This window comes from Pseudomonas sp. xss_2 (assembly GCF_043104195.1).
In the GTDB taxonomy this organism is placed as follows: Bacteria; Pseudomonadota; Gammaproteobacteria; order Pseudomonadales; family Pseudomonadaceae; genus Aquipseudomonas; species Aquipseudomonas urmiensis.
Genome location: NZ_JBICKL010000063.1, coordinates 18,425 through 36,073 on the forward strand (window position 1 = coordinate 18,425; position 17,649 = coordinate 36,073).

The window sequence follows — 17,649 nt, forward strand, 5'->3', positions numbered from 1 at the left end:
ATCGCGCGCCCTGCCCGAAAAGGGCAATGAATACCTGATGGAAAGAATGACGACATGAGCGATCTGAAGACCGAAGCGCAAGACCTGCAACAGGAAGAAAACACCCTGATCGCCCTGCGCAAGGAAAAACTTGCCGCAGAACGTGCGAAGGGTCAGGCCTTCCCCAACGACTTCCGCCGCGACAGCTACTGCAATGACCTGCAGAAGCAATACGTCGACAAGACCAAGGAAGAGCTGGAAGCTGCAGCGATCCCGGTCAAGGTCGCCGGTCGCATCATGCTCAACCGTGGCTCGTTCATGGTTATCCAGGACATGACCGGGCGTATCCAGGTCTACGTCAACCGCAAGACCCTGCCTGAAGAAACCCTGGCTGCCGTGAAAACCTGGGACCTGGGCGACATCATCGCCGCCGAAGGCACCCTGGCCCGTTCCGGCAAGGGCGACCTGTACGTCGAAATGACCAACGTGCGCCTGTTGACCAAGTCGCTGCGCCCGCTGCCGGACAAGCACCACGGCCTGACCGACACCGAGCAGCGCTATCGCCAGCGCTACGTCGACCTGATGGTCAACGAAGAAACCCGCCACACCTTCCGTGTGCGTTCGCAGGTGATCTCGCACATCCGCAAGTTCCTCATCGAGCGCGACTTCCTCGAAGTCGAAACGCCGATGCTGCAGACTATCCCTGGTGGTGCTGCGGCCAAGCCGTTCGAGACCCATCACAATGCGCTGGACATGGCCATGTTCCTGCGCATCGCGCCTGAGCTGTACCTCAAGCGCCTGGTTGTCGGTGGCTTCGAGAAGGTCTTCGAGATCAACCGCAACTTCCGTAACGAAGGCGTTTCGACCCGGCACAACCCCGAGTTCACCATGCTCGAGTTCTACCAGGCCTACGCCGACTACAACGACAACATGGACCTCACCGAAGAGCTGTTCCGCGAGCTGGCGCAGCTGGTGCTGGGGACCACCGACGTGCCGTACGGCGACAAGGTGTTCCACTTCGGCGAGCCGTTCGTGCGCCTGTCGGTGTTCGACTCGATCCTCAAGTACAACCCAGAGCTCACCGCCGCCGACCTCCAGGACGTCGACAAGGCCCGCGCCATCGCCAAGAAAGCCGGCGCGAAGGTGCTTGGCCACGAAGGCCTGGGCAAGCTGCAGGTGATGATTTTCGAAGAGCTGGTCGAGCACAAGCTGGAGCAGCCGCACTTCATCACTGAATACCCGTTCGAGGTCTCGCCGCTGGCCCGTCGCAACGACGAAAACCCAGCCGTGACCGACCGCTTCGAGCTATTCATCGGTGGCCGCGAGATCGCCAATGCCTACTCCGAGCTCAACGATGCCGAAGACCAGGCCGAGCGCTTCCTGGCCCAGGTGGCTGAGAAAGACGCTGGTGACGACGAAGCCATGCACTACGACGCCGACTTCGTGCGTGCGCTGGAGTACGGCATGCCGCCGACCGCGGGTGAAGGTATCGGCATCGACCGTTTGGTGATGCTGCTGACCAACTCACCGTCGATTCGCGATGTGATCCTGTTCCCGCACATGCGTCCGCAGGCCTGAGTGATCTGAACGAGCCGCCTTATTAGGCGGCTTTTTCTTGCCTTGAGTCTTAGCGTGCCTGTGCCGTCTCTATCGCGGGTCAAGCCCGCTCCCACGTAGTTCGCTGCTGATGTTGATTACGTGGGAGCGGGCTTGCCCCGCGATAGAGACGGCACAGACAACATTCAACTTTAAGAGGTACCCACTGTGACACCAGCAAACGCCCAACAAGGCGCGGCCGGCGTGGCCAGCGCTGTCGCCGAGAGCGTGCAGTACCAAGGGCGCAAGACTAGCCGCCAGGGCAGCGAGCAGCGCCGCCAGTTGATTCTCGACGCGGCCATGCGCATCGTCGTGCGTGATGGCGTGCGCGGCGTGCGTCACCGCGCGGTGGCAGCCGAGGCTGGGGTGCCGCTGTCGGCCACTACCTATTACTTCAAGGACATCGAAGACCTGCTCACCGACACCTTCGCCCAGTACGTCGAGCGCAGCGCCGCCTACATGGCCAAGCTGTGGTCCAACACCGAAGTGGTGTTGCGCCAGCTGCTGGCGCAGGGTGATGGCAGCGCGCAATCACGCGCGCGGCTGGTCGACGAAGTGGCGCGCATGACCGCCGATTACGTCAGTCGCCAACTGCATAACCGGCGTGACTTCCTCATGGCCGAGCAGGCTTTTCGCCAAGAGGCGCTGTTGTGCCCGCGTTTGGCTGACTTGGTCCGCGCCCATGAGCAGATTCTTCTGCATGGCGCGCGGCAGATGCTCCAGGTGGTCGGCTCGCGTCAGCCGGAACAGGACGCCCAGATGTTGACGGCGATTATCGAGCAGATGGAATATCAGGGCCTGCTCATGGATGCGAATGCGCAAGCCGATGGGCAGATGCTCGCTATCCTTACCCGGTACTTGCACCTGGTGCTGGCCTCGGCCTAGGTAGCGACCGACTTTTCAAGGAGAACCTGATGAAAGCCTGGCGTGTGGTGTTGTTGACGTTGTCATTCCTGCTGCTGGGCGGTTGTCTGGTGACCTTCGGTGATCCGCTTCCGGCTAATCAGGCGGCGCCCAAGGCCCTGCTGGGCAATTGGAGCAGCAAAGATGCCTGGGGCCAGCCGCTGAAACTGGCGATCAGTCGCGCCGGGGGCAACACCTACAAGGCGGTGGCGCGCGCACAAGGCAAGCCGGCTGAGGAGTACGCCTTCACCGTTGCCCGCCACGGCAACCGCTGGTATCTCTCAGCCGGTGTTCCCAAGCGGCTGGGGGGCAATTTCCTGATTGGCGGTTTCGAGGTCAGCCAGGACGGCAAGGACCTGGTGATCTACAACCTCGATGTCGATCAGGTACAGCAGGCTGTACAGAAAAAGGAACTGACCGGGCGTAGTACCGAAGTGCCGGAAGACAATGGCCCCGGCGTGCTGATCGACAGCCCGACCGAGCGCGTCCTGGCCTACCTGGACGATCCGGCCAACTCCGATCTGTTCGTCGAAGTGGCGCGCTTCCAGCGCGCTGGCAAGTAATAGCCGATACAAGGAATTCGGTGTGGACGAGTACCAGCAGACTATCCGTGCGTTGTCCGACCGTATTGTCGCCGCGCAAACCCCAATTCGCGTGCTCGATGCCGTGAAGTGGGATGACAGCATCCGCCAGGGCTTTCTCAAGACCAAGGGCAAGGAGCCACCGGCGGTGGACCGAGCCTATTACCAGTCGCGGCCGCTGTCGTTCGATTCTGCTGCACTGAAAGCAGAGTTCCAGAACATCGAACGGGATATCACCCGTCAGCTCGGCCAGTTCAACCCGGTCGGGCAGATCATGCGGCGCATGTGCAAGGAGTACCGCATGGTCGTGCGCATGCTCGAAGCGCGCGGCACCGAAGACTTCGGCTTGATCTCCCAGGAGCTGTATGGCGCCGCTTCCGATGCCTTCCATGCCGGCGACCCGACCCTGGCTGACCTGGGCCTGATGCTCTCGGACTACCTGAACAACATCGATGGCCGGGGCGATCTAAAAGACGAGCCGAAGAACCTGACTGCCAAGGAGGCGGTGGATATTCTCCAGCGCCGCCTGAACAAGGTCTTCGGTGAGGCCGAAAGCACCATTCGTGTGTTCGAGTCTGACGGCATCGTCGCTGACGCTGCGGCCGGCGCCGACTACATCAAGGTGCGCGCCGATGCCATGTTCAACAGCCGCGACGTGCGCGCGCTGGAGGTCCACGAGGGGCTGGTGCACGTCGGCACCACGCTCAATGGCTTGAACCAGCCGATCTGCACCTTCCTGGCCAAGGGTCCGCCCTCGTCGACGGTGACCCAGGAAGGCCTGGCGATCCTCATGGAGGTGATTGCCTTTGCCTCCTATCCCAGCCGCCTGCGCAAGTTGACCAACCGCACCCGCGCCATCCACATGGTCGAGGAGGGCGCAGACTTCATGCAGGTCTATGAGTTCTTCCGCGGCCAGGGCTTCGAGATCGGCCAGAGCTACAGCAATGCCAGCCGGGTATTTCGCGGCTCGGTGCCAAATGGCCTGCCATTCACCAAGGACTTGTCCTACCTCAAGGGTTTCATCATGGTTTACAACTACATTCAGTTGGCCGTGAAGAAGGGCAAGCTCGAGCAGATTCCGTTGCTATTCTGCGGCAAGACCACCTTGGAAGACATGCGCACCCTGCGCCAACTGGTCGAGGAAGGCCTGGTCGAGCCGCCCAAGTACCTGCCTGAGCAGTTCCGCGACCTCAACGCGCTGTCGGCCTGGATGTGCTTCTCCAACTTCCTCAACCACCTGAGCCTGGATCGCATTGAAGCCGACTACGCGAACATTCTCTGAGGCCAGGCGCGGCCTGCTCCTCGGCTGGCTGCTGTTGGCCCTGAGCGGTTGCAGCAGCCTGCTGTTCTATCCAGAGCCCGGCCAGCCGTTCACCCCGGAGCGGGCCAAGTTGGCCTATCGCGATGTGACCCTGACCACCGCCGATGGCGTGCGCCTGCATGGCTGGTGGTTGCCGGCCAAGGCAGGGGTCGAGGTCAAGGGAACGGTACTGCACCTGCATGGCAATGGCGGCAACCTGCCCGGGCATTTAGGTGGCAGCTACTGGCTGCCGGAGCAGGGTTATCAGGTGCTGATGATCGATTACCGCGGCTATGGATTGTCCCAGGGCAAGCCGAGCCTGCCCGAGGTCTACCAGGACATCGCGGCGGCCATGTCCTGGTTGGAGCAGGCCCCTGAAATGCGCGGCAAGCCGCTGGTGCTGCTGGGCCAGAGCCTGGGCGGCGCCATGGCCATTCATTACCTGGCGGCGCATCCCGAGCAGCAACAGCGCTTCAGTGCCCTGGTGTTCGATGGGGTGCCGGCCAGTTACCGCGCGGTCGGCCGCTTCGCCCTGAGCACCTCGTGGCTGACCTGGCCGTTACAGGTGCCGCTGTCCTGGCTGGTGCCGGACGGTGACAGTGCGATTCGCTCCATCGAGCACGTGCAGAGCCCGCCGAAACTGTTCTTCCACAGCATCGATGACAACCTGGTGCCGATGGACAACGGCATCCGCCTGTATCAGCACGCTCCACCACCGCGGGTGCTGCAACTGACCCGAGGCGGCCATGTGCAGACCTTCGCCGACCCGACCTGGCGCCAGGTAATGCTGCGCTTCATGGACGACCCCAGCCATTTCAACGGCCTGCGTCGCTTGGCCGAAGTGCCCAACTACCCTGACGAGAAGAACCAGCAATGAGTGAAGAACGCAACGCCATCCCGCTGATCCTGACCGGTGTCGGCAGCATCATCGTGACGGTTGGGGCTCTGTGGTATTACGGCTACCTGCATTTCGCCAAGCCTGAGGATGCCCTGCTGTTGCAGGACTACACCATGCTCAAGACCGTGCCCGGCGAGGATTACAAGGTGTCGTTGGACGCAGCGCCGCAGGTGGCGCAATGCGTGGATGGTGTACTGGTGTTGTTCGATACCCAGCAAAAAGGCCTGACTGGCGTGCTGGTGGACAACCGCAAGCGTGCGGTGCGCTGCATGGGCGAAGAGACGCCGCAGCAGGTTCAGTGACACAGGCCTTCGAAGTATCAGGGCAGGCGAGATTTGGCGATTGCGTAGACTGCGTTTCGCTCCCGTTTGCCCACGGCAATCACAATGACCACCAAGCGATCATCGACAATCTGATAGACCAATCGGTAGCCAGCTGAACGCAATTTGATCTTGTAGCAGTCAGCCATGCCAGTCAGCTTGTCGCTTTCCACCTTTGGCTGCTCCAATCGCTCCTTGAGTTTCTTGGCGAATTGCAGCTGTAATTGCGGATCTAGCTTGCGAAATTCTCTTTGCGCTCTTAAGTCGAACTCAAGGGCATAGGGTCTTGCTGTCTTCGACTTGTGCGATGAGCTCATCGATATCCACTCTGACGGTGGGCCCACCACGTCGTTTGCGCACGACCTCGGCCAGTTGCAGATCGTCGATCAACTCCATCATGGCCTCGTAGCGTTCGGGTGGAACCGCATAGAAGGCAGGTTCATTCCTGTTGAGGATCACCACGGTTTCGCCTGCCCCCTCACGGATAGTGCCCATTGGGTCTTTCTTCAAATCGGTGATGGATGCTGCCAGATTCGCGAGGACTGCGTAGGTCATAGTTGTATCAACCCGTAATAGGGATAGAGGTCGCTAGGAGTATAGTGCTTTTAAAGGTGTTCTTACAGGTGCCTTTTTCGGGCAGCGGGCATGAAAAAACCCCGCCTGAGCGGGGTTTTTCGTTCAAGCGGTAGACCTTACTGCGCTTGGCTCACGGTACGCGGTGCCACTGGCTGGTTGTCGTTGGAGATGGTCACCTCCACCCGACGGTTCTGCGCGCGGCCTGAGTTGCTGGAGTTCTCCGCTACCGGGTACTCCTTGCCATACCCCTGGGCAACGATGCGCGCTGGGTCGACGCCAGCACGTACCAAGGCCATGCGTACGGCTGCGGCGCGGCGCTCAGACAGGGTCTGGTTGTAGTTGGCCGAACCGACGCTGTCGGTGTAGCCCTCGACGATCACCTTGCGCTCAGGATTCTCCTGAAGGAACTGGGCCAGCTTGGTCACGTTGGGCAGGGCGCTGCTCTTGAGCTCGGCTTTGTTGAAGTCGAACAGCACGTCGCCGAAGGTCACCAGGGTGCCGCGGTCGGTCTGCTTGGCGTTGAGGCTGTCCTGCAGCTTTTTGATCTGTGCATCGCGGGCATCCAGGCGAGCCTGGGCGCGCTGGGCAGAGGCGTTTTTCAGCTCGCCTTCGGCGGCACGCAGGGCAATCGTCTGCTTGGCCACTTCAACCCGTTGGTTGGTCAGGTAGGCCAGTTGGTCGACCTTCTTGTCGTTCTCGCGGTCCATGTAGGCTTTGTCGGCTTTGTTCAGCCAGTCCTGGGCGTCCTTGGTTTCCAGGGCGGCCAGTTTGCTCGACTGCGGGTCGCTTTGCAGCGCCGAGAAGTTGGTGCGGGCCGATTCCAGGTTGGCGTTCGGATCATGCGAGCAGGCGGCAAGGCCAACGCTCAGGGCCAGCAGGGCGGGGATCATGACGTAGTTGCGCATAATGTTCATCCTTTGATCAGTTACGAAGGCTCAAGGAACGCTGGGCAGGCTCATTCGGCGCTGCGCAGACCTTCCTCACGCAAGTCCTGGACGCCTTGGCGGGAGTCCTGCACGGCCTTCTGGGCCTTGGCCGCTTGCGCCTTGCGCTCGGCGACACGCGCGTCCCACTCGGCCTGTTCGGCGAGCAGCTTGGCTTCGTCGTACTTCTTGTCGTGCATGGCGATTTCGGCTTGCTTGAACTTGTCCTGCGCGGCCTTCATTTCCACGGCTGCGAACTCGGTGCCACCGGCACTGACAGCGGAGTTCACCGCCGATTGAGTCACGGCATATTGCTCACTTGGCGGCTTGCCCGCGCAACCGGCCAGTACCAGGCTGCTGCCCAGGGCCAGCGCGGCCAGCTTGAGCCCGCGCAAGTGAGTGGATGAGGTTGGCGAAGTGCGGGTCTTCATGTTGGTCAGCTCCATTGGATCACTCCTGATAACAATGTCCGTAGCAGTCCATCGCCTATTCCCTGACAGTGCGCGCATTTCAGCTGAACTGTGCACAGCCAACTGTGTGCAGGGTTTTAGCGTGATGGCTATTTGGTCGGACCGGAGCGTTTTTCCATTAGTTCAGAAAAAAATACCTAGGCTTGGCAAGTATTTTTCTGACTGATCAGTCAGCGTGGTGGGCGGGGGTATTGGTCGCGAATGGCGGGCAAGCTTGCGCCCGCACGGCAGCGCACAGCCGTGTGGTGCGCAAGCAAAGCGTCAGTTGCCGGGCTCTTCAGCGGTGTTGCTCAGCTCATGCAAGTGGCGCCGTGACAGGGCTAGGAAGCGCGGGGTCGGGCCGATGTCTTCGGATATAGGTCGATTTCCCACAATGCGAATTATCAGAGGTATACGATTGATAGTTTTTGGCTATTAGAAGCCTGCTTAAGATTACCTTTTGTAATTATTTGTGATTGATTGATATTTTTTGCCTATGAACGGAGGGCAATTTTACTGTTATCATTTCGTTAATTTATTTTCAAGTGTGTGATTCAGATGCGGCCTCTATTTCGATGGGCGGGTAGTAAAAAGAAGCTACTGCCACAAATAAAAAAATATCTACCGCCTCAATACTCACGATATTTTGAACCGTTCTGTGGCTCCGCATGTTTATTTTTTGATACGTTGCCTCAGAAAGCTGTATTGTCAGATATGAACGCTGAGTTAATTCATGCTTACTCGATGGTCAAGACATCACCTTCGAAAGTTTATGAGTTTCTAAGCAGTCTCGAAGTCAGTCAAGACGAATACAAGCGGGTTAGAGGCCTTGAGGAAAAAGATCTAGAGGATTTTCAAAGGGCAGGTCGGTTTATATACTTAAATAAGCTATGCTTTAATGGAGTGTATAGAACAAACCTTCAAGGAAGATTTAATGTACCTATGGGTGTAAAAACGGGTTCGATTCCTAGTTTGTCAGATCTTGAGGCATATGCCGAATGCCTAAGAGACGTCGATTTTTTTGCTGAAGATTTTGAAAGTGTGGTTGGTCGGGCTGGTGCAGATGATTTTGTTTACTTAGATCCGCCGTATTCTAAGCCAGACAGTAGAAAGCGAGGAGAGTATGGACCTAATTCATTTGATTATGGGGATGTGGACCGATTAGTAGCAGCTCTTGTCTCTGCCAATGATAGGGGCGTTCCTTTTGTATTGTCCTATTGCGAGAGCGATACTCTTGTGAGTGCAATTCCGTGTGAGTGGTCTGTAGAGCATCTGTCTGTTAAACGACATGTAGCAGGTTTTCACCAGCATAGAAAAATGGTTGGCGAGCTGCTAATTTCAAATCGTCCAACTATGCCGGGGGAGCAATGAGTCAGCTCCGTTCTATGAAAGTCGCAGTTATAAGTGATTTGCATATTGGTGATATGGCGAAGGGTAAAGATTTTTCACCCGACAGAACTGAAAATGCCTCAGTTGATAATTATCTCCAAGAGTTCAATGATTTTGTTGTCAAGGAAGGTATCGGAGCAGACTATCTGCTGGTTTCCGGTGATATAAGCAATCGAGCTAAAGAGCAGGAGTTTGCTCTGGCTTCTGAGCTTATCGAGAAGATAGCTCGCTCCTTAAAGGTTAGCAGAGAAAAAATCCTCTTCTGTCCGGGCAATCACGATATAAATTGGGCTGCTCTCCAGTCAGGAGGAGAGGACTTCGATCATTTGGTGAAGGCGAAATACCTGAATTTCCTCAAGGGTGGGCTGTTGTTTTCTGACAATCAAGGTGGGGGGATTGGCCGCTTTGATGTATCCCCTTATGTTGTCGTGTGGCCTTTCGATGATATCAATATCTTTGCGTTAAATAGTGCTGTTTACGATGGCCCAGATGAGAATCCACATCGTGGAGAAATTAAGAATGAGCAGATAGCCGCCATTGATGAACTTCTAGCTAAGTATGTCGATCGGTCCAAGGTTAATATTTTTATTCTTCATCATCATCCAAAGCAATATCAAGACAAAACGTTTAGGGCTGCTGACAAAAGTTGCATGATTAATGCCGATGGATTGCTGCATGTGCTCTCGAAACATGAAGTTGATTTTGTGGTGCATGGTCATAAACATGTTCCTCGGTTTGATCTTGAAATAAACTCCGAAGGGCACCCTATATGGATTCTATGTGCTGGTAGCTTTAGCTCTAGACTTGATGATAGGTATTTTGGAGGTGTAGGTAATTTTTTCCACCTCGTAGATTTTCAAGATAGATGTGGCGACAACGGTTGGGCCAGAGGGCATGTAAAGTCTTGGGCTCACTTGCTTGCTCATAACTGGATTGAAAGTGGCACTATCGATTTTGATAGCCATAATCAATTTGGGGCTTATGAAAGTCCTAAAAAATTGAGTAAGATTTTAGAAGGTATATTGGGTGAGGTTTTCGAGAGTTCTCATATGGCAAGATGGTCAGATCTTGTTGAGAAAAACGAGTCTCTTCGGTATTTTCCTAATGTGCTTCTAAATAATCAGCTAGAAAAAGCATCCCAAAAAGCTGGTGTTTTGATGGTTTACCAAGGTGAGCAGAAATCTTTTGATAAACTGATTTTGGTTAAGGATAAGATTTGATGAAAATTTCCAGCCAAAAGGCTCAGAATCCGTTTGAGAATGATAATGCTAGAAACAGCACTCCGGAAGATTTGCCTTATCAGTTTGTTTGGACTGAAGATTTCGCTCGACTAATTTCCCCGAAAAACCATATTCTAATTGGTGCGAGAGGGTCTGGTAAAACTGCTATTGTTAAAATGTTATCTCATGAGTATCTTTCTAAGCTAAGTCATGACTCAGCCCAAGAGTTGATAAGTAACAAAGGTTTTATAGGTACTTACGTGCCTATGAGATTGTCTTGGGTTGGCGGGTTGAAGAGTAAACCTTGGCTGAGTGAAGAGGGGCGAGAGAAGCATTTTCAGTGGCGTTTAAATGTTGCTTGCTGCTCAGCATTCCTTTCTACTGTCGAGAGTTGTCTGAATACATATTTCGAAGAGGAATTCGAACGAATTATAGGTGAGCGAGATATTTCTCTTGAAATATCTCAAGCGTGGTTTTCAAACGCGGAATCAAATTCGATTCGGAAAATTAGGGATAGTCTCGCTGATGTTGAGTACAGGAAGCTGCTCGACGAAGAAAAGTTGAGGGTCAACGAAGGGAAAGAAGGTAGCAACATTGGGGTTGAGTTTGATGTTGGATTGTTTCAGCCGCTAATGCGTTCAATTGCAATACTAAAGAGATTTATCGAATTTCCGAGGTCTGCAATATGGGCTCTGTGTCTCGATGAAGCAGAGTACTTAAGTATGGAGTATCAGCGTATATTGAACTCTCACATGAGAACGTATGCTGATGGTTTGGTTTTTAAAATCACAACGATGCCGTACAAGCATTATACGCTAGATACAAATACTGCCGTGCCTCTCGTTAGGGGGGATGATTTTAAGTATATATATCTTGATAATGTTCAGCTTCCGAAAAAAGGTGAGGCTGAGTATGAGGCTTTGAAGAAGTTTTGTACTGATCTGTTTGAGCGACGTTTGAAAGGCAGTCGCTGGGATCAAGAAGGTGTCAGTTTAGAAGAGTTACTTGGTAATTCTTATGTGCTTTCCGATAAGTCTATTGATAGGTCGGAGATTGTAGAGCTCATAGAAAAATATGGAAATGAGTCCACTGTTGAGCGTGCTAGGTCACTATCCTCTAGCTCTAAATTTGATGATGAAATTGGTAGGAAGTTAAAAGGGGCTTTATTGCTCCGTGAAGCAGTATCTAAGTTAAAAGGCAATGCTAGCTCGCAAATATATGCTGGCGTTGAAATGGTTATTCGATGCTCGGATGGTAATCCGCGAAGATTTATTAGTATTCTTAATTCGCTCTATTTGGCGAGCTCCGATAGTGAGGGAGTTAAGCAGGTACCCTATTCAATTCAAGATCGGCTTCTACGCCATTTCTCGAATAACGAATATCGAAGAATTATAAGTGAGCCGGGGCAGGGTGATGGCATACATAAGACTCTTTCCATAATTGGGAAGTACTTTAAAGATTGTTTGCATCATCGCCCTCTGTCTACTGATTTGATTTTGTCATTTAGATATAATGTTGATGATCCAGAAGTTTGGTCTGTGGTTAGTGAGGCAGTAGGTTTAGGCTTGATTAGACCACTCATAGAAAAAAATCAGCTTGATGAACTGCCTGTCAAAAGTGGTACTTTTAGACTGTCCTATATGCTGAGTCCCCACTTTTTGCTGCTGCCTAGGCGAGGTAAGTCTGTCTCGCTTAGCTCAATACTTAATGGTGACTCTGCGAGTGGCTTACCTACCCAGCAAATGGAGTTGATTTGATGACTCAGTTGTATGTTGAGGACATTTCTTTTGGTGATGTATGTGCCAGTGCATATGACGTTTCGATTTTTTGCTGCGGCTATGAAGAACGTTGTACATATTTAGCATCTGTCATAGAGCGGACCCTGATGGGGGATATGCTTGTTTTTGATTTTTCTGATGAGAAGCTAGATGTTAGAGGTGTCCGAGAGAGGAATGAAAATTTCTTTCAAAAGGTGTCGGGGAGACTGATTGAAGTTTCCTATGGTCAAGCTCACGTGGTCGTCGAAAATCTCAGGCAGTCAATTGAACAGCTGATGTCTGTCGGGAAAGAGTCCGCAACTATCTTGGTTGACTATTCTTCAATGCCGAAGTTGTGGACGGCGGAGATTCTGAATTTCTTTAAAAATTACAGTGCGGAGATAGAGCTGGTTTTTGACTTTATTTATTCTGTGGGCGAACATGTTTACAGTGATAGACCTAGGCAGCTTAGAGAACCAATAGTGCTTCCGGGGTGTGAAGCCGTAGCTACTTATAATAAGAAAACAGTGGCAATATTTGGACTTGGGTTTGATTCAGGAGCTCCTGTATGCATCCATCAAATGATTGAGCCAGATGTGACGTTCGCGTTGGTCGCTCGTCCGGGGGCTTTGGAGGAGTATGCTAAACGAACCTCTTCAATAAATTCAGATTTTATTGATCAGTCTGTCAAAAGCGTGATCTATTCGCCGTTGGCTAGTGTTAAGCAAACTTACGACAGTATGCGGGAGGTTTTCTTTCCTTATAAGAATTCTGCTACTACAGTGCTTGTGCCGTTTGGCCCTAAGCCCCATGCCCTAGCGGCAATACTTGCGGCGATGAATTACCAAGGTGTAACTTGTTTGCATGCTAGTACAGGTCCGATACTTCAATCGATTACTGCTACTACGGATTTGGTGATGAGTCGTATATTTAGGGTGGTATGATTGCTAGCTTTTCACGGTGTCTGTAGCGAAGTCTTTTAGTGATTGTTTGCTTGTGTGTTCAAGTTAGTTTTATTTGTCTCGTATTTAATGGTTGTTATCGGCTGGCCGCTGTTTGGTTTGGATGGCTTGAGAGTCTTGTAAAGTGAGTCATGCTAAGGCATAAGCCGTAAGCGACTACTGACCTCTCATGCGGCCAGAAAAAGTGGTTTCTTGAGAGGTGGATTTTTCGCGGAAACCCCTCACCTACTTTTTTGATAACACTTTTTCAGCAGCAACAAACGCAGGTGTCTTACCAACATCTGCATACACCTCTTCACCCTCTTCGATCCTTATGACCTGTGATCCCTTCACATAGGGAATAGCTCGCTCTGCTTCCTTTATAGCAGACTGCAAAAGACCCTCAGTGATAGTGGCTTCATCAAGTCCATATGCCTCTGCGAAAGCCTTAATTTTTACCAGATCATGCTTTCTGAGGCTCAGGGTGTACTCCACTCGGTCAGCGGCTTCCTGCGATTTGCTTTCCCACAGGCTGAGCATTTTTTTGAAGGTTTCCATGGTTCACCTCTTTATATATGCAGTGATTCCAAAATCAGATCGGCATAGCGGCTTATGATTCGGGTTGGGCCCCGCAAACCCAAGGAGTACTTGGCCTAGGCCGGTTTTCGTATTTTTCCTATTGCGTGCTCGCTTTCCTCGTACAGCGGATCGCCCTCTTCATCGGTGGCAATCACCTGCCGGCCCTGGACATAGGGGAAGCTGGCCTCCAGCTCTTCAAGGGCGCAGGCGACCAGTTCGCCGAGCAGTTCTTCGGCGGTGCGTTTGGGGTACATGTCGATCAGCGCGGCCAGTCGTGCTTCGGACTCAAGGTCCAGATGCAACACATGGCTGGTGGGGCTCAAGCTGCCGGCGGCGTTCTGTTCCCAGTGCTGGGCGAGTTCGCGGATTTTCATGGTGACCTCGTATGGACGTCGTTTTCAGGGCCGCTGCGGCTCATCGCCGGCGAGCCAACTCCTACAAGGTCTGCGCTGTTTGTGTAGGAGCTGGCTTGCCGGCGATGGGCTGCGCAGCAGCCCCCTACGATGGTGAAGCCTCAAAAGGGGCAGTTAGTGGACTGCCCTGCATTCACTTTAGTTGCTAACCCCGCCGCAGGCTTGCCTTGAGCGGGTCGCTATGGGCACTCTTGGCTACGTGCAGTTTCCTGAGCGGAGCGCGGAGCAACCGCGCCACAGAGAGGGCCTGATGACCGATATCGATGTTCGCTTGCGTGAAGATGTCCATCTGTTGGGGGAGTTGCTCGGCGAAACCATTCGCCAGCAGCACGGCGATGCGTTTGTGCAGAAGATCGAGGACATTCGCCACAGCGCCAAGGCTGATCGGCGTGGCGGCGCCGAGCAGCTGAGCTCGACCCTGAATGATTTGGCCGACGAAGAGCTGCTGCCGGTGGCGCGCGCCTTCAACCAGTTCCTCAACCTGGCCAACATCGCTGAGCAGTATCAGCTGATTCACCGCCGCGAAGCCGGCCAGCCAGAGCCTTTCGAGGCGCGGGTACTGCCCGAGTTGCTGGCGCGCCTCAAGCAAGCGGGACACAGCCATGACGCCCTGGCCCGCCAGCTGGCCAAGCTGGACATCCAGTTGGTGCTCACCGCTCATCCCACCGAAGTTGCCCGGCGGACCCTGATCCAGAAATACGATGCCATCGCCGCTCAGTTGGCTGCGCTAGATCACCGCGACTTGACCCCTGCCGAGCGCCAGCAGATTCGCGAGCGCCTGCGCCGGTTGATCGCCGAAGCCTGGCACACCGAAGAGATCCGCCGCACTCGACCCACCCCAGTGGAAGAGGCCAAGTGGGGTTTTGCGGTGATCGAGCACTCGCTGTGGCAGGCGATCCCCAGCCACTTGCGCAAGGTCGACAAGGCGCTGTTCGAGGCCACCGGCCTGCGCCTGCCGCTGGAGGCGGCGCCGATTCGTTTTGCCTCGTGGATGGGCGGCGATCGCGACGGCAACCCCAATGTCACCGCCAGCGTGACCCGCGAAGTGTTGTTGCTGGCGCGCTGGATGGCCGCCGATTTGTTCCTGCGCGATATCGATTACCTGGCCGCAGAGTTGTCGATGCAGCAAGCCAGCGACCCTCTGCGCGAGCGGGTCGGTGACAGCGCCGAGCCCTATCGCAGCCTGCTCAAGCAACTGCGAGATCGCCTGCGTGCAACGCGCGCCTGGGCGCATGCATCACTGACCAGCAGCCAGCCGGCCAGTGCCGAGGTGCTGGTCGATACACGTGAGCTGATCGAGCCACTGCAGCTGTGCTACCACTCGCTGCATGAGTGCGGCATGGGCGTGATCGCCGATGGCCCGCTGCTTGACTGCCTGCGTCGGGCAGTGACGTTTGGCCTGTTCCTGGTGCGCCTGGATGTGCGCCAGGATGCTGCCCGTCATCGTGATGCCCTGTCGGAAATCACCGACTACCTAGGTCTTGGCCGCTACGCCGACTGGAACGAAGAGCAGCGTATCGAGTTTCTCCAGGCCGAGCTGAACAACCGTCGGCCGTTGTTGCCTGCTCACTTCAAGCCCCAGGCAGACACTGCCGAGGTGCTCAACACCTGCCGGGAAATCGCCGCGGCGCCTGCCGCCTCACTCGGCTCTTACGTCATCTCCATGGCGGGCGCGGCGTCTGATGTACTGGCGGTGCAGTTGCTGCTCAAAGAAGCCGGCCTGACCCGGCCGATGCGTGTGGTGCCGTTGTTCGAGACCCTGGCCGACCTCGATAACGCGGGGCCGGTGATGCAGCGCCTGCTCGGTTTGCCGGGTTACCGCGCCGGGCTGCGTGGGCCGCAGGAGGTGATGATCGGTTACTCCGATTCGGCCAAGGACGCTGGCACCACGGCGGCGGCCTGGGCCCAGTACCGCGCTCAGGAGAACCTGGTGCGCATCTGTCGCGAGCACCAGGTCGAGCTGCTGTTGTTCCATGGCCGCGGTGGCACCGTTGGCCGTGGAGGCGGCCCGGCGCACGCGGCCATCTTGTCGCAACCCCCGGGCTCGGTGGCGGGCCGTTTCCGTACGACCGAACAGGGTGAGATGATTCGCTTCAAGTTCGGCCTGCCGGGCATCGCCGAACAAAACCTCAACCTTTATCTAGCGGCCGTGCTCGAGGCGACCCTGTTACCGCCGCCGCCGCCGGAACCTGCCTGGCGCGAGGTGATGGACCAGCTTGCCGCCGATGGGGTCAAGGCCTACCGCGATGTGGTGCGGGAGAACCCCGACTTCGTCGAGTACTTCCGCCAGTCGACCCCTGAACAGGAGCTGGGCCGCCTGCCATTGGGCAGTCGCCCGGCCAAACGCCGCGCGGGTGGCATTGAAAGCCTGCGGGCCATTCCGTGGATCTTCGGCTGGACGCAAACCCGGCTGATGCTGCCAGCCTGGCTAGGCTGGGAAACCGCGCTGAGCAATGCCTTGGCCCGTGGCCAGAGCGAACTGTTGGCGCAGATGCGTGAGCAGTGGCCGTTCTTCCGCACCCGGATCGACATGCTGGAAATGGTCCTGGCCAAGGCCGATGCACAAATCGCCGAGGCCTACGACCAACGTCTAGTGCAACCCGACTTGCTCCCGTTGGGTGCGCAGCTGCGCGACCTATTGTCGCAGTCCTGCCAGGTGGTGCTGAGCCTGACCGGGCAGCAGGTGCTACTGGCGCACAGCCCTGAGACGCTGGAATTCATCAGCCTGCGCAACACCTACCTGGACCCGCTGCATCGGCTCCAGGCCGAGCTGCTGGCGCGCTCGCGCAGCCGCCAAGCCGCTCTGGACAGCCCGTTAGAGCAGGCCTTGCTGGTCACTGTGGCGGGGATTGCCGCCGGCCTGCGCAACACCGGTTAAGCGGCGCCTGGCCAGCCGCGGGTCTGGCCCAGTGCCGGGTCAGGCCTGGGGCGAGGAGGGAGGTTGCGCTGGGCGCAACCCCTGCGGCGGCAGGTCGCAAGTGGCGCTTTGCTGCAACTTTGGGACGCTTGTCTGGTCGCCGGGTGCTGTGTATCTTGAGCAGCCTTTTGACCGATTTTCTGGTCGATACCCGATTTTCCGGAATTGGCCCTGACGCCGAATCCATTGATTTGCATAAAAAAATATGAGGAGCACAAGATGCGCGTAATTCTGCTGGGAGCTCCCGGGGCCGGTAAAGGTACTCAGGCAAAGTTCATCACCGAGAAGTTCGGCATTCCACAGATTTCCACCGGTGACATGCTGCGTGCTGCCGTCAAGGCCGGCACCCCACTGGGTCTGGAACTGAAAAAAGTCATGGACGCCGGTCAGTTGGTCTCCGACGACCTGATCATCAGTCTGGTCAAGGAGCGTATCGCCCAGCCTGATTGCGCCAAGGGCTGCCTGTTCGACGGCTTCCCACGGACCATCCCTCAGGCTGAAGCCATGGTTGCCGCCGGTGTCGATATCGACGCTGTGGTCGAGATTGCCGTGGACGACGAAGAAATCGTTGGCCGTATGGCCGGTCGCCGCGTGCACCTGGCCTCGGGCCGCACCTACCACATTCAGTACAACCCGCCGAAAGTGGAAGGCAAGGACGATGTCACTGGCGAAGAGCTGATCCAGCGTGATGACGACAAGGAAGAAACCGTGCGCCATCGCCTGTCGGTCTACCACAGCCAGACCAAGCCGCTGGTGGACTTCTACCAGAAGCTCTCGGCCGCCAACGCTGGCAAGCCGAAGTACAGCCACATCGAAGGTGTCGGCTCGGTTGAGGCGATCACCGCCAAGGTCCTGGCGGCCTTGAGCTGATCCACGCCTATGCATGACAACGGCCCGCTTGCGGGCCG

The 17,649-nt window shown here is 55.7% G+C and carries 18 protein-coding genes and 1 pseudogene; 12 read left to right on the top strand and 7 right to left on the bottom strand.

Features of this window, described 5'->3' with window-relative positions; genetic code table 11:
- Window positions 1-54: 54 nt before the first annotated feature.
- The 6 genes from lysS to ACF8K2_RS15600 all read left to right on the top strand — a co-directional run bounded on the left by lysS (window position 55) and on the right by ACF8K2_RS15600 (window position 5,559).
- The gene (gene lysS / locus ACF8K2_RS15575; protein ID WP_186555463.1) at window positions 55-1,557 is read left to right on the top strand and encodes a lysine--tRNA ligase; all 1,503 of its coding nucleotides are present in this window, start codon (window positions 55-57) and stop codon (window positions 1,555-1,557) included.
- Window positions 1,558-1,743: 186 nt separating this feature from the next.
- A complete protein-coding gene (locus ACF8K2_RS15580) occupies window positions 1,744-2,460 on the top strand; it encodes a TetR/AcrR family transcriptional regulator (RefSeq protein WP_186555462.1) in 717 nt (238 codons plus the stop codon).
- 29 nt (window positions 2,461-2,489) lie between these two features.
- A complete protein-coding gene (locus tag ACF8K2_RS15585) occupies window positions 2,490-3,041 on the top strand; it encodes a hypothetical protein (protein WP_186555461.1) in 552 nt (183 codons plus the stop codon).
- A 22-nt stretch (window positions 3,042-3,063) separates the two neighbouring features.
- The gene (locus ACF8K2_RS15590) at window positions 3,064-4,341 is read left to right on the top strand and encodes a flavohemoglobin expression-modulating QEGLA motif protein (RefSeq protein ID WP_186555460.1); all 1,278 of its coding nucleotides are present in this window, start codon (window positions 3,064-3,066) and stop codon (window positions 4,339-4,341) included.
- Window positions 4,313-5,236, top strand: coding sequence for an alpha/beta hydrolase (locus ACF8K2_RS15595; protein WP_392465805.1), 924 nt, complete (start codon window positions 4,313-4,315; stop codon window positions 5,234-5,236). The genes ACF8K2_RS15590 and ACF8K2_RS15595 overlap by 29 nt, the downstream gene beginning before the upstream one ends.
- Window positions 5,233-5,559 carry a hypothetical protein gene (locus tag ACF8K2_RS15600; protein ID WP_186555458.1) on the top strand — a complete coding sequence of 109 codons (327 nt, stop codon included), beginning with the start codon at window positions 5,233-5,235 and terminating at the stop codon, window positions 5,557-5,559. The genes ACF8K2_RS15595 and ACF8K2_RS15600 overlap by 4 nt, the downstream gene beginning before the upstream one ends.
- A gap of 17 nt (window positions 5,560-5,576) precedes the next feature.
- On the opposite strand, the gene ACF8K2_RS15605 is transcribed toward ACF8K2_RS15600, so the two are convergent.
- The 5 genes and pseudogenes from ACF8K2_RS15605 to ACF8K2_RS15625 all read right to left on the bottom strand — a co-directional run.
- A complete protein-coding gene (locus tag ACF8K2_RS15605) occupies window positions 5,577-5,894 on the bottom strand; it encodes a type II toxin-antitoxin system RelE/ParE family toxin (RefSeq protein WP_392465807.1) in 318 nt (105 codons plus the stop codon).
- Window positions 5,848-6,132: a type II toxin-antitoxin system Phd/YefM family antitoxin gene (locus ACF8K2_RS15610; RefSeq protein WP_392465810.1), complete on the bottom strand. Its 285-nt coding sequence runs from the start codon at window positions 6,130-6,132 to the stop codon at window positions 5,848-5,850. The genes ACF8K2_RS15605 and ACF8K2_RS15610 overlap by 47 nt, the downstream gene beginning before the upstream one ends.
- Window positions 6,133-6,269: 137 nt before the next feature.
- The gene (locus ACF8K2_RS15615; protein WP_186555457.1) at window positions 6,270-7,058 is read right to left on the bottom strand and encodes an OmpA family protein; all 789 of its coding nucleotides are present in this window, start codon (window positions 7,056-7,058) and stop codon (window positions 6,270-6,272) included.
- A gap of 50 nt (window positions 7,059-7,108) precedes the next feature.
- Window positions 7,109-7,522, bottom strand: a complete 414-nt coding sequence (locus ACF8K2_RS15620) for a DUF4398 domain-containing protein (protein WP_186555456.1) — start codon at window positions 7,520-7,522, stop codon at window positions 7,109-7,111.
- 285 nt (window positions 7,523-7,807) lie between these two features.
- A pseudogene (locus ACF8K2_RS15625) lies at window positions 7,808-7,906 on the bottom strand (pilin assembly protein); the annotation flags it as partial.
- A 177-nt stretch (window positions 7,907-8,083) separates the two neighbouring features.
- Here ACF8K2_RS15625 and ACF8K2_RS15630 point away from each other — a divergent pair.
- From ACF8K2_RS15630 to ACF8K2_RS15645, 4 genes are read left to right on the top strand one after another with little or no spacing between them, the layout of a single operon-like run.
- The gene (locus tag ACF8K2_RS15630; RefSeq protein WP_392465814.1) at window positions 8,084-8,896 is read left to right on the top strand and encodes a DNA adenine methylase; all 813 of its coding nucleotides are present in this window, start codon (window positions 8,084-8,086) and stop codon (window positions 8,894-8,896) included.
- Complete coding sequence (locus tag ACF8K2_RS15635; RefSeq protein WP_392465815.1) at window positions 8,893-10,134, top strand: metallophosphoesterase family protein; 1,242 nt, start codon at window positions 8,893-8,895, stop codon at window positions 10,132-10,134. The genes ACF8K2_RS15630 and ACF8K2_RS15635 overlap by 4 nt, the downstream gene beginning before the upstream one ends.
- On the top strand, window positions 10,134-11,891 hold the full coding sequence (locus ACF8K2_RS15640) for a hypothetical protein (protein ID WP_392465817.1): 1,758 nt from the start codon (window positions 10,134-10,136) through the stop codon (window positions 11,889-11,891). Before ACF8K2_RS15635 ends, ACF8K2_RS15640 begins: the two co-directional genes overlap by 1 nt.
- A complete protein-coding gene (locus ACF8K2_RS15645) occupies window positions 11,891-12,835 on the top strand; it encodes a hypothetical protein (RefSeq protein ID WP_392465819.1) in 945 nt (314 codons plus the stop codon). The genes ACF8K2_RS15640 and ACF8K2_RS15645 overlap by 1 nt, the downstream gene beginning before the upstream one ends.
- Window positions 12,836-13,078: 243 nt before the next feature.
- Here ACF8K2_RS15645 and ACF8K2_RS15650 read toward each other — a convergent pair whose 3' ends face one another.
- Window positions 13,079-13,390, bottom strand: coding sequence for a hypothetical protein (locus tag ACF8K2_RS15650; protein WP_392465821.1), 312 nt, complete (start codon window positions 13,388-13,390; stop codon window positions 13,079-13,081).
- A gap of 95 nt (window positions 13,391-13,485) precedes the next feature.
- Window positions 13,486-13,785 (bottom strand): hypothetical protein, encoded by a 300-nt coding sequence (locus ACF8K2_RS15655; RefSeq protein ID WP_392465823.1) that lies wholly within the window; start codon window positions 13,783-13,785, stop codon window positions 13,486-13,488.
- 289 nt (window positions 13,786-14,074) lie between these two features.
- Between ACF8K2_RS15655 and ppc the strand changes: the two genes are divergently transcribed.
- Both ppc and adk read left to right on the top strand, forming a co-directional pair.
- The gene (gene ppc, locus ACF8K2_RS15660; protein ID WP_392465826.1) at window positions 14,075-16,702 is read left to right on the top strand and encodes a phosphoenolpyruvate carboxylase; all 2,628 of its coding nucleotides are present in this window, start codon (window positions 14,075-14,077) and stop codon (window positions 16,700-16,702) included.
- A gap of 258 nt (window positions 16,703-16,960) precedes the next feature.
- Window positions 16,961-17,611: an adenylate kinase gene (adk, locus tag ACF8K2_RS15665; protein WP_186555453.1), complete on the top strand. Its 651-nt coding sequence runs from the start codon at window positions 16,961-16,963 to the stop codon at window positions 17,609-17,611.
- Window positions 17,612-17,649 lie beyond the last annotated feature (38 nt).

What these genes read in the sequence shown, in the direction of transcription:
- ACF8K2_RS15650 (WP_392465821.1), bottom strand. Translation starts at nt 13,390, where the DNA reads ATGGAAACCTTCAAAAAAATGCTCAGCCTGTGGGAAAGCAAATCGCAG.
- ACF8K2_RS15635 (WP_392465815.1), top strand. Translation starts at nt 8,893, where the DNA reads ATGAGTCAGCTCCGTTCTATGAAAGTCGCAGTTATAAGTGATTTGCAT.
- ACF8K2_RS15655 (WP_392465823.1), bottom strand. Translation starts at nt 13,785, where the DNA reads ATGAAAATCCGCGAACTCGCCCAGCACTGGGAACAGAACGCCGCCGGC.
- lysS (WP_186555463.1), top strand. Translation starts at nt 55, where the DNA reads ATGAGCGATCTGAAGACCGAAGCGCAAGACCTGCAACAGGAAGAAAAC.
- ACF8K2_RS15585 (WP_186555461.1), top strand. Translation starts at nt 2,490, where the DNA reads ATGAAAGCCTGGCGTGTGGTGTTGTTGACGTTGTCATTCCTGCTGCTG.
- ACF8K2_RS15600 (WP_186555458.1), top strand. Translation starts at nt 5,233, where the DNA reads ATGAGTGAAGAACGCAACGCCATCCCGCTGATCCTGACCGGTGTCGGC.
- ACF8K2_RS15610 (WP_392465810.1), bottom strand. Translation starts at nt 6,132, where the DNA reads ATGACCTACGCAGTCCTCGCGAATCTGGCAGCATCCATCACCGATTTG.
- ACF8K2_RS15645 (WP_392465819.1), top strand. Translation starts at nt 11,891, where the DNA reads ATGACTCAGTTGTATGTTGAGGACATTTCTTTTGGTGATGTATGTGCC.
- ACF8K2_RS15605 (WP_392465807.1), bottom strand. Translation starts at nt 5,894, where the DNA reads ATGAGCTCATCGCACAAGTCGAAGACAGCAAGACCCTATGCCCTTGAG.
- ppc (WP_392465826.1), top strand. Translation starts at nt 14,075, where the DNA reads ATGACCGATATCGATGTTCGCTTGCGTGAAGATGTCCATCTGTTGGGG.
- ACF8K2_RS15620 (WP_186555456.1), bottom strand. Translation starts at nt 7,522, where the DNA reads ATGGAGCTGACCAACATGAAGACCCGCACTTCGCCAACCTCATCCACT.
- ACF8K2_RS15630 (WP_392465814.1), top strand. Translation starts at nt 8,084, where the DNA reads ATGCGGCCTCTATTTCGATGGGCGGGTAGTAAAAAGAAGCTACTGCCA.
- ACF8K2_RS15615 (WP_186555457.1), bottom strand. Translation starts at nt 7,058, where the DNA reads ATGCGCAACTACGTCATGATCCCCGCCCTGCTGGCCCTGAGCGTTGGC.
- ACF8K2_RS15640 (WP_392465817.1), top strand. Translation starts at nt 10,134, where the DNA reads ATGAAAATTTCCAGCCAAAAGGCTCAGAATCCGTTTGAGAATGATAAT.
- adk (WP_186555453.1), top strand. Translation starts at nt 16,961, where the DNA reads ATGCGCGTAATTCTGCTGGGAGCTCCCGGGGCCGGTAAAGGTACTCAG.